This is a genomic window from Pseudomonas sp. Leaf129 (genome assembly GCF_001423465.1).
GTDB classification, from domain to species: Bacteria; Pseudomonadota; Gammaproteobacteria; order Pseudomonadales; family Pseudomonadaceae; genus Aquipseudomonas; species Aquipseudomonas coleopterorum.
Map to the genome: position 1 here is coordinate 426870 of NZ_LMOC01000008.1, position 13478 is coordinate 440347.

The window sequence follows — 13478 nt, forward strand, 5'->3', positions numbered from 1 at the left end:
TCAACCGTTCGCAGCGCCGCCTGCCATCGCCTTGACATCATCCGTCCACTTCCTTTACAAAGCCGACACACAAGGAATCGCTATCAGGCCACGGATGAAGGCTAATTATTTTCGCTTCTGGCTGGGGCAAGTGTTGCTCGGCCTGGTCATAGGCTGCATTGCACTGCTCGATCCTTTCGGGCTGTCCAGTGCCAGCGATGCTGCGTCTTCGCAGTGGATCAATCGCATCACCGCCAGCAGTTACCCGGACACCGGTCAACAGCAGGTGGTCGTGGTGCTGATCGATGACGAATATCTCATGCACAACGCCACCTTCTGGCCCCTGCCCTATGCGCAGCAAAGCCAGTTGTTCAAGCGCCTGCTCGCCTACAAGCCACGGGCGGTGTTCGTGGACTTGATGTACAGCCACGACCATGCACCGAATGATGCCGACAACGGCAGCCAACTGCTGGTGAATGTCTTCGAGCGCTATCGGGAACAAGGCATCGCACTGCTGCTGGCCAATACCGGCGACCGGCGCGGCGTCGACGGCCAGGCCAATGCCCTGGACTCGCTGGATCGGATGACCCGTCGCGCCCTGGTGAAGTGGAGCGATGTCGGCGACAGGTACCCGCTGGCCGTCGAGACTTCCCAAGGACTGCTCGAAACGCCAGCGCTGGGCCTGTACCGCGAGTTCTGCCGCGACCGTGACTGTGCCGGGCTGCCGGTGGATGCCGCCGAGGCCGCGCAACGCCCACCCATGGCGCTGCGCTGGGGAACGACGCTGTCGCCCCTGCAAGCGCGGTCTACCTCGGTGGCGGACTGTTCGATTGACGACACTGCCTGGTACATCCAGCTGTGGCAGGCGATCTTCTGGAAGTTCGGCGACAGCGCCCCAGCCAGCTGCGCCTACACCCTCACGCTCAAGGCCAGTGCCCTGGAAGCCAATTCGCCGGAGGATCGCGCGCTGTTGCGGCAGATGCTCGGCGACAAGCTGGTGCTGGTGGGTGCCGAGATCACGTCGGCCGGTGACCTGGCCCAAACGCCGGTGCACGGCCTGCTGCCGGGGGTGTACCTGCACGCCATGGCGCTGGACAACCTGGTGACCTACCACGATGGGTACCAACGCGATCCGCAGCCTTACGCCTGGCTGTCGATCAGTTGGCTGGACCTGGTGCAACTGGGTTTTGTCATTGTCATCGTCGGCTTGCGCGCCTGGTACCGACGGCGCCGTCATCGCCGGGCCCGAAGCTGGCGCGCACCGCTGTTCTGGTGGGCCGTCGTCCAGGTGGCGCTGGCTGCGATGTGCTGGGGGCTGTGGAGGAACAACATCAGTCCGGCCAACGTGCTGGCCATCGCCGTGCTGTCCCTTTCCATCATTGCAGAGCCGATCAGCCAGTTTGTCAGGCGGCAATGGCGGTCGCTTCTGCGCGGCTTCGCTCGACGCAGGCGCGTCCGTATTTCACTTCTCAAAGGAACTCAAGGATGACCAGAACCACTTTTCTGCTATTGGCTGCGCTGTGCAGCCCTGGCGTGTTTGCCGCCACCGTGGAGGCTTTCGAGGCTGATCCGCTGACGCTGCTCGATGCGCACGGCAAATCCCAGGGTACGCTGGCCCTCAAGGACGCGCCCAAGCCGCCGCTACCGGTGCTGGAAAGCAATCCGAACCTGGAGCTGGTGCAGGTCGAACTCGGCGGACGCAAGGTCTGGCTGGACACCATGGACCTGCGCTTGAGTGAAGGCAAGATCGTCACCACGCCATGCGAGCGCCTGTCCAACAGCCAGAAAGCCGACACCCGCAATGCCTCGACCATAGGCTTCGGTTCAGGCTGCAACAAGCCATGATCCGGCCAATGAAACACCCGCGCGGTCATGGCATCGGCCTGGTATTCGGCGCCATGGCCTGCCTGCTGCTTGCCGGCTGCGGCACGCTCAAGGGTGCCGATGCGGCCTTCATGAATCTGGTCGGGCCTTCGACCCAGTCCCAGGTCCAGGGTCGCTACCTGGATACCGCCGATGTGCGCCAGTACTACAAGCTCGACCCGCAGCGGGTCACGGCGCAACGCTTGAGCTACGACGGCATGGCCATCCCGGCCGGCGAGATTCGTCAGCACAACGTGGTGCTGATTCCGCCCTTGCAGGCGTATCTGCAAGGCATCGTCACCCGCCTGGGCAAGGGGTGGCCCGGCGAGCTGCCGGCCTTGCAGGTCAAGGTGATCGACAGCTACGGCTTCGGTCCTTCGGCCGATCCGTTCGGCAATCTGTTCGTGCCGCTGGGCATGCTCGACAACGTCCAGAGCGAAGATGAAATCGCCGCGATGCTGGGCCATGAAATGAGCCATGTACTGCTGCATCACCACGACCGACGCGCGGCCTTCCAACAGCAGAACGCCATGCTGACCAACGTGGCGACCTCGATCGTGCTCGCGGCCAAGGTCGCCGATACCCGGGTCGATCATCGCTCGGACACGTTGAAGTTCGTCAGCAAGGACCCCCAGCGCACCCAGAAGACCGTCAGCAATACGGTGCTGTACACCGCCTTGATGAACAGTTTTTCGGAGAACATCTGGAGCACCGCCTGGGGCCGCACCCAGGAAGATCAGGCCGATCTGCTGGGCGCGGACCTGATGATCAAGGCCGGCTACGCGCCGCGCGCGGCCAGCCACAGCCTGCAACGCCTGAGCGACTTCCAGGGCAAGCAGCAATCCCTGCTCGGCAGCTTTGCCACGGCGCGCAAAGACGCCCTGCAGGAGTCGGTGAAAAATCTGCAGGTCGATCGCCTGGTCAAGGAGGTTGGGGTCACCCTCAATCAGGGTCTGACCACCGGCATTAGCGCCGCAGGTCAATACTTTCAGCGCTCGCATATGTCGCCGCTGGATCGCGATACCGAACTGCGTCAGTACCTGCAACGGCAGTATGACGGCCAACGCCGCGCGCGGGTGAATGCGGATGGCTGGCAGCAGCTGCGCGCCTCCACTGCCGTGGCGCCGTCGTTGCAGGCGTACAAGGATGCCTACGCCGCCACGGTGGCCCTGGAACAGCGACAGGTGCGGGAAGCTCGCCTGTTCAGCGAACGTGCGTTGGCCTCGCCGGTGCGCGACCAGCCAGGTATTCGCCGTGCGCAGTTCAGTGTGGAGATGGCCGAGGGCAAGCGCCGGGAAGCGTTGCAGGCATTGCAGGCGATCAAGGACTGGTCATTGGCCAGCCCCGAATTGTATGACCTGATGATTGCCCATCATCTGCTCAATAAGGATCCGCGTGCGGCCTTGGCGATGATCGCTCAGGCCGAACGCACGCTGGGTTCCGAGGAGCTGTTCATCACCGAGAAGCTGGCAGCGAACCAACAGCTCAAGGACGATGCGCAGGTCAAGGAACTGGCGCGCAAGTGCACCCAGTACCCGACGCGCAAGGACGGCTGCAAGAAGCTGCTGCCGGCCTGACGCGGGCTGCGGTCACTTGGCGAACTTGTACTCGCCGCCCTGCTCGATCGCTTTCTGGTAAGCCGGACGCGCCTGCAGGCGTTCGACCCAGGCCGACAGGTGCGGATAGGCATCCAGCTTGCCCTGGGCCTTGGCCAGTTCGCCGACGAAGCTCATCTGCACGTCGGCGCCGGTCAGCTCTTCGCCCACCAGGTAAGGGGTCAGGCTGAGGGCGGTATTCAGATAGCCCAGGTAGTTCTCCAGCTCCGATTCGATACGTGGATGCAGCGGCGCGCCAGCGTCGCCCAGACGGCCCACGTACAGATTGAGCATCAGCGGCAGCATCGCCGAGCCTTCGGCGAAGTGCAGCCACTGCACGTATTCGTCGTAGGTGGCGCTGGCCGGATCAGGTTGCAGCGCGCCATGGCCATGACGACGGATCAGGTAATCGACGATGGCGCCGGACTCGATGATGGTATGCGGACCGTCCTGGATCATCGGCGATTTGCCCAATGGATGAACGACCTTGAGCTCGGCGGGCGCGAGATTGGTTTTCGCATCGCGCTCGTAGCGCTTGATCTCGTAGGGCACGCCCAGCTCTTCCAGCAGCCAGATGATGCGTTGCGAGCGGGAGTTGTTCAGGTGGTGAACGGTGATCATGGGTCGAACCTGTTTTGTTGAAGAGGTAAGCAGGTGACCCTGCGCATCGGCCAGAGTGCCAATCAAGTAAGTGCCAATCGAGTAAGTGCCAATCGAGAAAGTGCCGACCCGGTTCGACGGTGCGGCGGCGGGATTCTCTGAACTTAATGTCGCTCGTCGCTGACACATCTGAACGTGGCTTGCACTGGCGCACCATTGCAGGGCGCAGGTCATCTGCATTAGGTTTGCTCGAACCGACCCCTCAGCCCCCCGCAGGATGCTCCATGTCAGGAAGCACCTGACGCAGGAAATACCCCACACAGGATGTGCCCATGACAGACATGACCGACAGTACCCCCGACATCGCCCCCCGCACTCGCCGCGCGCCCAAAGGCGAGAAGCGCCGCGAGGAATTGCTCGATGCGGCGCTGCAGCTGTTTTCCCTGGAAGGCTACAGCGGTGCGTCGATCGCCCGGATCGCCGACCGGGTGGGGATCTCGGTGGCCGGCGTGCTGCACCACTTTCCCAACAAGGTTGCATTGCTGATGGGTGTGCTGGCGCGCCGGGACGAGGTCAATCAGAAGATCAGCGACGCCTTGCAGAGCGAGCTGACGCTGAGCAGTTTTCTGGGAGGTCTGCAGCAGATCAACCGTTCCAACGCGACCGCGCCGGGTGTGATCCGCGCTTTCAGCATGCTTAATGCCGAAAGCCTGGTGGACAGTCATCCGGGCTGGGAGTGGTTCCAGTCACGCTATGCGGCCATTCACGGGCGTATGCGCACCCGGCTCGACCATCTGGTGGCCATTGGCGAAGTGCGTGGGGATGTGGACCTGGATGCGCTGATTCACCAGTTGCTGGCGATGATGGATGGCTTGCAGTTGCAGTGGCTGCGGTTTCCGGAGACTGTCGATCTGGTGGAGCGGTTCGACAGTTATATAGCTCAGGTAGAACGTGATATCCGAGCCCCCTCGGCCTGACCCTGTAGCAGCGGCGCGAGCCGGGTCCCGGTGTGTTGCGGTGCGACAGGCAGGTTGCATCCAGCGCTGACGCGGCTTGCGCCGCTGCTACAGGGGTGTTGCGATCCTCTGTGGCAGCGGTGCAAGCCGCGTCGGTTTCACTTAGTAAGCGGCGTTTTCGTACTCGCTGTTTCCGCTCGATTCGTTCTCGCTCTCGGTTTGCTCGAACACACCGCCTGTGTTGTCGTGCGACTGAGATACCTTGGTCGACTTCAACGCCGAACGTGGCAGTGGGTTGCTGGTGGTGGTCGACAGTTCCTGACGGAACGGATTGACCAAACGGCCCTTCAGACGAATGTCATCGGACGCTGCACCCAGGCTGATATCGAAGCTGTCGGCATCGACGACCCACTGCTTGCTCTTCTCGTCGAAGTACGCCAGCGAGCGATCGTTGAGCTCGATGGTGACACGACGGGTTTCACCCGGCCGCAGGAAGACCTTCTTGTAGCCCTTGAGCTCCTTGACGGCGCGCTCCACCTTAGGATGCTGCTGGCCGACGTACAGCTCGGCCACTTCGGCACCGGCGCGTTGGCCGCTGTTGGTCAGGTCGAAGGAGACCTTGATCGGCGTGTTGCCTACCGCCACACCCGGGGTCACCGAGATGTTGTTGTAGGTGAACTGGGTGTAGGACAGGCCATGGCCGAAGGCGAACAGCGGCTTGGTGCCGGTCTTGTCGTAACCACGGTAACCGAGCATGGTCAGGTCGTTCTTGTAGCTCAGGTCCTTGAGCGTGCGGGTGTTGTCGAAGTTCGGGAAATCCGCGTACAGCGGGTTGTCTTCGATGTTGCGCTCGATGCTGATCGGCAGTTTGCCCGATGGGTTGACCTTGCCGAACAGAATCTCGGCCAGGGCCTGGCCGCCGTTCTGGCCTGGGTAGAAGGCATGCAGCGCGGCCGGGACCTGATCGATCCAGTCGCTCATCTTCAGTGCGGTACCGCCGTGCATCGCCACCAGCGTGCGCGGGTTGACCTTGGCGATGTTCTGGATCAGCTCGTTCTGATACTCGGGCAGGTCGAAGCTGTGGTCGAACCCTTCGCCTTCATATTCGCTGCTGTTGCCGACGGCAACCACCACGGCATCGTACTGGGACAGGTCTTGCGGCGCGGCCAGCGAGGCCCAGGCCATCTGCACACCCACCAGGCCGCCCATGGTCGAAAGGTAGCCATCACGGCGCGAGTACTCGAGCTTCACATCGTAGGTCTTGCCAGCTTCCAGGGTGACCTTGCCGGACTCGGGAATGGTTGGCGGAATGCTCTTGTTGGTGATGTTTTCACCGTCGCCGTTATCGATGATCTTCTTGCCGTCGACCCACACGCGCACCGCACCGTCGGCACGGACCTTGAACACTTGCTCGCCGCTGATGGTCGGGGTGACCTGGCCAGTCCAGCGGATCGAGGTGTTGGCCGTGTCGCCGTTGCTGGGAATATCGTCGGTGGACCAGTCCATGTCGACGTGGCTGTCGATACGGGTGGCCGAGGGATCGCCGGACCAGTTGGCGTTGGTGAAGAACTCGGTCTTCATGCCCTTGACCGTATTGCCCTTGCTGTCGGTGGTGGTCCATTGGGACGCTGCCGGATCCAGGGACAGGCTGTCGAGGAACTCGACCTTGGCGTTCGGCGCCATCTGCTGCAGGCCGCTGAGCTCGCTGATGTAGTGCGTGGCGTCGACGTGGGCGCTGCCGAAACCGGTAGGCGGCGCGTACTTGGCCAGGTTGCCGACTACGGCGATGCGCTTGACCTTCGCCTTGTCCAGCGGCAATACGTCGTTCTGGTTTTTGAGCAGCACGATGCCTTCGCGGGCGATGTTCAGTGCGACCTTGTTGCTGGCAGCGCTGTTCATGTCGTGGGTGGTCTGCGGGTCGATCTTGTCGAACTTGTACAGGTAGATGTTCTTGAGGATGCGGCGGACCTTGTCGTCGATGGTCGCCATGTCCAGCTCGCCGCTGTCCAGGTACGGCTTGAGCACCGTGCTGTTCATCTGGCCGCCCATCATGTCGAGGTCGGTACCGGCCTGGGCCGCAGGCAGGCCGTGCACCACGGCGTTGTAGTCGCTCTGCACCAGCCCCTTGTAGCGCCATTCCTTCTTCAGGATATCGGCGATCAGGTGCTTGCTCTCACAGGCGTACTCGCCGTTCACCTTCTGGAACGAGCACATCATCATGGCCACGGTGCTGTTCTTCACCGAGGACTCGAACGCCGGCAGCGTCAGCTCGCGCAGCACGCGCTCGGGCATCGCCTGGTCGAGGATGAAACGGTTGGTCTCCTGGTCGTTGCCTGCGTAGTGCTTGGCTTCGGCCCACACGCCACGCTGCTGGATACCGTTGACCACCGCCGGAGCCAGGCTCGCGCCCAGGAACGGGTCTTCACCGGAGAGGTATTCGAAGGCACGACCACTCCACGGCATGCGATAGAGGTTCATGCCCGGGCCGGTGACGAACTGGTAGCCGCCGGTGGCGGTGTCGTAGCCCAGGGCGCGACCGAAGTCGATGGCGCGCTGCGGGTTGAAGGTCGCCGCCAGGTTCGGTCCCGAAGGGTAGACCACGCCCGGATCGTTGCCTTCGCTGGTGTAGCGAATGCCTGCACCGCCGTCGGCACCGTGGATCTGCGGCACGCCGTACTGGGTCAGTGGCTTGACGTCCCAGCCGCCGATACCGCCGATGTAGGCCAGTTTTTCTTCCTGGGTCATCTTGGCCAGGGTTCGTTCGGCGGCCTTGTCGGCGCGCAGCTCATTGGCGGCGAGTTGTTTCGGACTGATGGTCGTCGATGCGTTGGCATGGCCGACGGCCAGGCTCAGCAGGGCCAGGGCCGAATGAGCACCCAAGGTTTTCCGATTTAGCATGTGAAGACGATCTCCAAGTATCAGGTACCCCCGCGCTCATTTGTCGCAGTCGATGTGCTGCACGCCTTTATTTCAGGCAATAGTAGGCCTATACCGCAACTTCGCAGGAAGCACGGAAGATCACCGCTAGTGGCACTTCGACTTACGATAGTTCTGAGGCGATATTTCCCTGGATAACTAAGGTGAATGGCAAGTTGCCAGTAATTATCACGAGACGTGCCCGCGCCTTTAAATTAAGACAATTGTTTACAAACGAAGTCAAACGAAAAGGTGAACTTCGGTGGTTTTAGTATTTTCTCGGTATTTTTTTGTTACACATGGGGAACCATCGCTAAACCTTCCGGTCTGTAGGTTTAGCATTTTTGTCGATCGACCTTCAAAAACGCTCGTAAAGCGGCCATTTTGAGCGAAAATCGACAAACGATCGCGAGCTTCAATCCGCTGAGGCGGACGGGCTCGATACAAACCTTGGAGATGCTTGAAATGAAATTGCCACTACTGGGCACTATTGCCGCGTTCACTCTTGTTGCTGCCGGCACCACTTTCGCAGCCGAATCCAGCACTGAACAAAACGCTCAAGGCGTCAGCGACTCCACGGTCATGACACAGGAAAAGAACGTCAAAGTGGAGCAGAAACAACAGAAGCAGCAAAAGCAGTCCGATGAAAACCAGCGTGGCCGCCCCACCGAGCAGACCAAGCCTGCGGCAAACTAACGCAGCGCGCTTAGTTACTGTAGTCATTACACCTCAGGGGCCTCGAAAGTGGCCCCTGATCATTTGAAGTACACCACCGTGTCTTTATCCGTCGCCCCCATCGATAGCCATTACTTGCCGACACAAGGTGTCGAGCAGGTGTGTGCCTGGCTGTTGGACAATGGCCACCTCAAGGCCAGCGACCTGGAGCGGGCACGGTGGTTGGCGCAGGAATCGGAAGGCAGCACGCTGGTGGAATTGCTGACCCGCCTGGGGCTGGTGTCCGAACTGGACCTGGCCAAGGCGTGGGCCGCGACCTTGCAAGCGCCCTTGCTGCTGGCCGACGCCGTGCAGCTTTGCGAAGAGCCCTTGCCCACCGTCAACGAGCGGTTTCTGCGTCATTACCGCCTGGTGCCGCTGGGCATCCATGGCGACGGCATTCATGTACTGGCCGCCAACCCGGGCGACGACTATGCCTTGCATGCATTGCGCTACGCCTGTGAAAAACCGGTGTATGTGTCGGTGGGGGCGGCCAGTGAGGTCGACGCCCTGATCGAGAAGCTCTATGGCCAGGGGCGGTCGGCCATGGGTTCGTTGATAGAAACCCTCGACGAGCACAGCGGTGCCGAGGACGATATCGAGCACCTGCGCGACCTGGCGTCGGAAGCGCCGGTGATCCGCCTGGTCAACCTGATCCTGCAACGCGCAGTGGAGCAGCGGGCCTCGGACATTCACATCGAGCCTTTCGAGAGCCAGCTCAAGGTGCGCTATCGCATCGACGGCGTGCTGCACGAGGCCGAGGCCCCGCCATCGACCTCGTCGGCGGCGATCATCTCGCGCCTCAAGATCATGGCGCGCCTGGATATCGCCGAACGCCGCCTGCCTCAGGACGGCCGCATCATGCTGCGCATCCAGGGCAAGGAGCTGGACCTGAGGGTCAGCACCGTGCCCACCAGCTTCGGCGAATCGGTGGTGATGCGCCTGCTCGATCGCCAGACCGTGAGCTTCGACTTTCCCAGCCTGGGCATGGATGGCGAGCGGCTGAGCACGTTCCTGGACGTGCTGGAGAATCCCCACGGCATTCTGCTGGTGACCGGCCCCACCGGTTCGGGCAAGACCACCACCTTGTACACCGCCCTGTCGCGGCTCAACACCGCCGAGCGCAAGATCATCACCGTCGAAGACCCGGTGGAGTACCAGCTCGAAGGCATCAACCAGATTCAGGTCAAACCCAGCATCGGTCTGGATTTCGCAGGGGCTCTGCGCTCCATCGTGCGCCAGGACCCGGACGTCATCATGATCGGTGAGATGCGCGACCTGGAAACCTGCCGCATCGCCATCCAGTCCTCGCTCACCGGCCACCTGGTGCTGTCGACGCTGCACACCAACAGCGCGGCGGCCAGCATCACCCGCCTGCTGGACATGGGCGTGGAAAGCTACCTGATCGCTTCCACCGTCAAGGGCATTCTGGCCCAGCGCCTGGTCCGCCGGCTCGACCCGCTGACCCGTGTGCCGTTCGAGGCACCGCCCGAACTGATCGCCGAGCATGGGCTGGAGCGCTTCACGACGCAGCGCCCGATCATGCTCTACCGACCCGCCAGCGAGCTGCCCGGCGGCGGTTACCACGGCCGCAGCGCCATCACCGAGTTGCTGGTCATGAACGAAGAACTGCGCTCGCTGCTCATGCGCCAGGCCGATGCCGCCACCCTCGAACAGGCCGCGCGCCGCGGTGGCCTGCGTACCTTGTATGAAGAAGGTTTGCGCCAGGCCGTGGCCGGTATCACCTCGCTCGAAGAGGTGCTGCGCGTCACGCGCGGCGACTGATCATGGCCTATTTCAAGTACCGGGCAGTGGACGCCGACGGCAGCAGCCGTCAAGGCAGCCTCGAAGCCAGCGATCGCGATGCCGCCGCGCGGGTGCTGCAACAGCGTGGGCTGTTGCTGCTGAGTCTGGACAGCGATGTCCAGGCCAGCCTTGGCGGTACGCGCCAGCGCGGTGCCATGAATGCCGCCGCGCTGGTCGGTTTTACCCAGCAACTGGCAACGCTGCTTGGGGCGGGGCAACCGCTGGAGCGTTCGTTGGGCATCCTGTTGAAACAGGCTGGCGAACCTCGGCGCCGGGCCCTGCTGGAGCGCGTGCGCGAGCAGGTCAAGGCCGGCAAGCCGTTGAGCCAGGCGCTGGAGGAGGAACACGGGCAGTTCTCCAGCCTTTACCTGAGCATGGTGCGCGCCGGGGAAGCAGGCGGCTCGCTGGAGCACACCCTGCACCAGCTGGCCGACTACCTGGAGCGCAGCCAGAAAGTGCGTGGCGAAGTGATCAACGCGCTGATCTATCCGATTTTCCTTGTGGTCGGCGTGCTCGGCTCGCTGGCATTGCTGCTGGCCTATGTGGTGCCGCAGTTCGTGCCCATCTTCCGCGATCTGGGCGTGCCCATCCCCTTGATCACTCAGGCGATCCTTGGCCTGGGTGAATTTCTGAGCGGCTATGGGCTGCTCCTGCTCGCCGCCCTGGTGGCGCTGGTCTGGGGTGTTGCCGTGGCGCGACGCAATCCGCAGCGGCGCCAGCGACACGACCGTCGCGTGCTGTCGGTCAAGGTGCTGGGCCCGTTGCTGCAACGTATCGAAGTCGCGCGGCTGGCACGAACCCTGGGCACCTTGCTGAACAACGGCGTGGCCTTGCTGCAGGCCATGACCATCGTACGCCAGGTGTGCGGCAACCATGCCCTGCGCGAACAGGTGGAACAGGCCACGCAATGGGTCAAAGGCGGCGGCACTTTGGCGCAGGCCTTCGGTGAGCAGCCGCTGCTGCCGGAGCTGGCCTTGCAGATGATCGAGGTGGGCGAACAGTCCGGCAACCTCGACACCATGCTGCTCAAGGTGGCCGACGTATTCGACGTCGAGGCCAAGCGTGGCATCGACCGCTTGCTGGCCGCCCTGGTGCCCAGCCTGACCGTGGTGATGGCGGTGATGGTGGCGGTGATCATGCTCGCCATCATGCTGCCGCTGATGAGTCTTACCAGTAACATTTGAGGAAACTGCGATGTCCCGATTCAACTCTGCCCGCGGCACCCGCCAGGGCGGTTTCACCCTGTTGGAAATGCTCGCGGTGATCGTCCTGCTGGGCATCGTCGCCACCATCGTGGTGCGCCAGGTCGGCGGCAATGTCGACAAGGGCAAGTACGGCGCCGGCAAGGCCCAGCTCGCCAGCCTGGGAATGAAGATCGAGAGCTACGGCCTGGACGTCGGCTCGCCGCCGGCGAATCTGCAGCAGTTGGTGAGCAAGCCGGCCAACGCCGTCGGCTGGGCAGGCCCCTATGCCAAGCCGTCGGACCTCAAGGATCCGTTCGGCCACGCCTTCGCCTACCGCTACCCCGGCGAGCATGGCAGCTTCGACCTGATTTTCCTCGGCCAGGACGGCCAGCCCGGCGGTGACGGCTACAAGGCCGACATCGGCAACTGGCAGTAAGCATGAACCGCCCGCGCAGCCACCGTGGCTTCACCCTGTTCGAACTGCTGGTGGTGATCGTGCTGATCGGCATCGCCATCGGCCTGGTCGGCTTCGGCGTCGGCCGTGGCCTGCACGCGGCCAGCGAGCGGCGCGCGCTGAGTGAAGTGGTGCAGTCGCTGCGGGCCGCCAGGGTGCAGGCCATCGTCACCGGTCAGCCGGCGCGGACCCGCTTCGACCTGAACGCCGGGCGCTTCCAGGGGCCGCGCGAGCCGGTCCGGCAATTGCCCGGTGACATGCACGTGCAGTTGCAGACGGCCGACGGGCTGGGGCCGGCCTTCGAGTTCTACCCCGATGGCGGCGCCAGCGGTGGGCACCTGCTGCTGGCACGCGATGACAAACGCTGGCGCGTGGACATCAACTGGCTGACCGGCAACGTTCAGTTGCGCAGCCTCAATTGATCGGCCAGCGCGGTTTCACCCTGCTGGAAATGCTCGCGGCGCTGCTGATACTGGCGCTGTGCAGCACGGTGCTGGTGTTGGCTTTCGGCAACAGCGCCCGCGCCCTGCAGCAGGCCCAGCGCAGCGATGAGCTGAGCCTGGCGGCGCGCTCGATTCTGGACGAAGCCAGCGCGGGCCAATTGCAGGCAGGCAGCACCGAAGGGCGCTGGAGTGGCCTGCCTTGGCGGCTGGCGATCAGCACCCTGCCCGCCGGTGAGGCGCCGGTAGACGTCTGGCGCCTGGATCTACGCGTCGGTCAGGGTGCCCGCCAGGCTGAATACAGCACGCTGCAGGTGCGCAGCCGCGCCAGTGGCGCCAATCGATGAAAGCGCGCAGCCATGGTTTCACCCTGCTCGAAGTGCTGGTGGTATTGAGCCTGCTGGGCGTGCTGCTGAGTCTGATCGCAGGCGCCATCCTGGGCGCCAACCGCGCCATGGCCAAGGCCGAGCGCTACAGCATGGCCCTGGACGAAGTACGTGCCAGCCAGAACTTTCTGCGCACGGCGCTGGGGCAGGCCCTGCCGCTGGCGGCGGGTGCCGGGCAGAGCGCGCTGGAAGGGCAGCCTGCCGAGGCGATTTTCGAGGGCGACGGACAGCACGTGCGTTTCTATGCACCGCTGTCGCCCAGCCTGGGAGGCGGCGTGTATCGCCACAGTCTGGAACTGGCGGGCCAGCGCTTGCAACTCACGCTGGCACGGTTGCAAGGGCAGGCCTTGCAACCTCACGGCGAGCCACAGGTGTTGCTGCATCGGGTGCAGGCGCTGCAGTTGAGCTATCGCGGCCTGACGCCGCAAGGCCAGCCCACCGGCTGGCTGGACCACTGGCCATGGCCCAGCCGCTTGCCGCGTGGGGTACGCATCGATGTCCGGCTGGCAGGGCCGGTGCCTTGGCCGCTGCAAAGCGTGAACCTGCGTCTGGACCTGTCCGGCGAGGCCGGTGCGCTGTGACGGC

Annotated in this window: 13 protein-coding genes; 11 read left to right on the forward strand and 2 right to left on the reverse strand. The window is 63.3% G+C overall.

Annotation, left to right across the window (positions count from 1 at the left end):
* The first annotated feature begins 94 nt into the window (after positions 1 to 94).
* The 3 genes from ASF66_RS15990 to ASF66_RS16000 are packed head-to-tail and all read left to right on the forward strand — an operon-like array spanning position 95 to position 3419.
* Positions 95 to 1468, forward strand: a complete 1374-nt coding sequence (locus ASF66_RS15990) for a CHASE2 domain-containing protein (RefSeq protein WP_082484693.1) — start codon at positions 95 to 97, stop codon at positions 1466 to 1468.
* Positions 1465 to 1824 (forward strand): hypothetical protein, encoded by a 360-nt coding sequence (locus ASF66_RS15995; RefSeq protein WP_056844530.1) that lies wholly within the window; start codon positions 1465 to 1467, stop codon positions 1822 to 1824. Before ASF66_RS15990 ends, ASF66_RS15995 begins: the two co-directional genes overlap by 4 nt.
* Positions 1825 to 1832: 8 nt before the next feature.
* Entirely contained in the window at positions 1833 to 3419 is a 1587-nt protein-coding gene (locus tag ASF66_RS16000; protein ID WP_082484694.1) for a M48 family metallopeptidase, read from the forward strand.
* A gap of 12 nt (positions 3420 to 3431) precedes the next feature.
* Here the strand turns inward: ASF66_RS16000 and ASF66_RS16005 are convergent, their stop codons facing one another.
* Positions 3432 to 4058, reverse strand: coding sequence for a glutathione S-transferase family protein (locus ASF66_RS16005; protein ID WP_056844531.1), 627 nt, complete (start codon positions 4056 to 4058; stop codon positions 3432 to 3434).
* A 320-nt stretch (positions 4059 to 4378) separates the two neighbouring features.
* Between ASF66_RS16005 and ASF66_RS16010 the strand changes: the two genes are divergently transcribed.
* Positions 4379 to 5014: a TetR/AcrR family transcriptional regulator gene (locus ASF66_RS16010; RefSeq protein ID WP_375143239.1), complete on the forward strand. Its 636-nt coding sequence runs from the start codon at positions 4379 to 4381 to the stop codon at positions 5012 to 5014.
* Positions 5015 to 5155: 141 nt separating this feature from the next.
* On the opposite strand, the gene ASF66_RS16015 is transcribed toward ASF66_RS16010, so the two are convergent.
* Entirely contained in the window at positions 5156 to 7891 is a 2736-nt protein-coding gene (locus ASF66_RS16015) for a beta-glucosidase (RefSeq protein WP_056844533.1), read from the reverse strand.
* A gap of 483 nt (positions 7892 to 8374) precedes the next feature.
* On the opposite strand from ASF66_RS16015, the gene ASF66_RS16020 reads away from it, so the two are divergent.
* The 7 genes from ASF66_RS16020 (at position 8375) to ASF66_RS16050 (ending at position 13474) form a co-directional block, all read left to right on the forward strand.
* Positions 8375 to 8605, forward strand: coding sequence for a hypothetical protein (locus ASF66_RS16020; RefSeq protein ID WP_056844534.1), 231 nt, complete (start codon positions 8375 to 8377; stop codon positions 8603 to 8605).
* A 78-nt stretch (positions 8606 to 8683) separates the two neighbouring features.
* The gene (gene gspE, locus ASF66_RS16025; RefSeq protein WP_236707115.1) at positions 8684 to 10408 is read left to right on the forward strand and encodes a type II secretion system ATPase GspE; all 1725 of its coding nucleotides are present in this window, start codon (positions 8684 to 8686) and stop codon (positions 10406 to 10408) included.
* Between the two features lie 2 nt (positions 10409 to 10410).
* The gene (gene gspF / locus ASF66_RS16030) at positions 10411 to 11613 is read left to right on the forward strand and encodes a type II secretion system inner membrane protein GspF (protein WP_056844535.1); all 1203 of its coding nucleotides are present in this window, start codon (positions 10411 to 10413) and stop codon (positions 11611 to 11613) included.
* Between the two features lie 10 nt (positions 11614 to 11623).
* Positions 11624 to 12049, forward strand: coding sequence for a type II secretion system major pseudopilin GspG (gspG, locus tag ASF66_RS16035; RefSeq protein ID WP_056844536.1), 426 nt, complete (start codon positions 11624 to 11626; stop codon positions 12047 to 12049).
* 2 nt (positions 12050 to 12051) lie between these two features.
* On the forward strand, positions 12052 to 12489 hold the full coding sequence (locus ASF66_RS16040; RefSeq protein WP_049861602.1) for a GspH/FimT family pseudopilin: 438 nt from the start codon (positions 12052 to 12054) through the stop codon (positions 12487 to 12489).
* Complete coding sequence (locus tag ASF66_RS16045; protein WP_156463204.1) at positions 12486 to 12854, forward strand: prepilin-type N-terminal cleavage/methylation domain-containing protein; 369 nt, start codon at positions 12486 to 12488, stop codon at positions 12852 to 12854. Before ASF66_RS16040 ends, ASF66_RS16045 begins: the two co-directional genes overlap by 4 nt.
* Positions 12851 to 13474, forward strand: coding sequence for a prepilin-type N-terminal cleavage/methylation domain-containing protein (locus ASF66_RS16050; protein WP_056844537.1), 624 nt, complete (start codon positions 12851 to 12853; stop codon positions 13472 to 13474). Before ASF66_RS16045 ends, ASF66_RS16050 begins: the two co-directional genes overlap by 4 nt.
* Positions 13475 to 13478: the final 4 nt, after the last annotated feature.

Coding starts and splice junctions, on each gene's coding strand:
- ASF66_RS16020 (WP_056844534.1), top strand. CDS start 8,375: ATGAAATTGCCACTACTGGGCACTATTGCCGCGTTCACTCTTGTTGCT.
- gspG (WP_056844536.1), top strand. CDS start 11,624: ATGTCCCGATTCAACTCTGCCCGCGGCACCCGCCAGGGCGGTTTCACC.
- gspF (WP_056844535.1), top strand. CDS start 10,411: ATGGCCTATTTCAAGTACCGGGCAGTGGACGCCGACGGCAGCAGCCGT.
- ASF66_RS16050 (WP_056844537.1), top strand. CDS start 12,851: ATGAAAGCGCGCAGCCATGGTTTCACCCTGCTCGAAGTGCTGGTGGTA.
- ASF66_RS15990 (WP_082484693.1), top strand. CDS start 95: ATGAAGGCTAATTATTTTCGCTTCTGGCTGGGGCAAGTGTTGCTCGGC.
- ASF66_RS16010 (WP_375143239.1), top strand. CDS start 4,379: ATGACCGACAGTACCCCCGACATCGCCCCCCGCACTCGCCGCGCGCCC.
- ASF66_RS15995 (WP_056844530.1), top strand. CDS start 1,465: ATGACCAGAACCACTTTTCTGCTATTGGCTGCGCTGTGCAGCCCTGGC.
- ASF66_RS16040 (WP_049861602.1), top strand. CDS start 12,052: ATGAACCGCCCGCGCAGCCACCGTGGCTTCACCCTGTTCGAACTGCTG.
- ASF66_RS16005 (WP_056844531.1), bottom strand. CDS start 4,058: ATGATCACCGTTCACCACCTGAACAACTCCCGCTCGCAACGCATCATC.
- ASF66_RS16000 (WP_082484694.1), top strand. CDS start 1,833: ATGAAACACCCGCGCGGTCATGGCATCGGCCTGGTATTCGGCGCCATG.
- ASF66_RS16015 (WP_056844533.1), bottom strand. CDS start 7,891: ATGCTAAATCGGAAAACCTTGGGTGCTCATTCGGCCCTGGCCCTGCTG.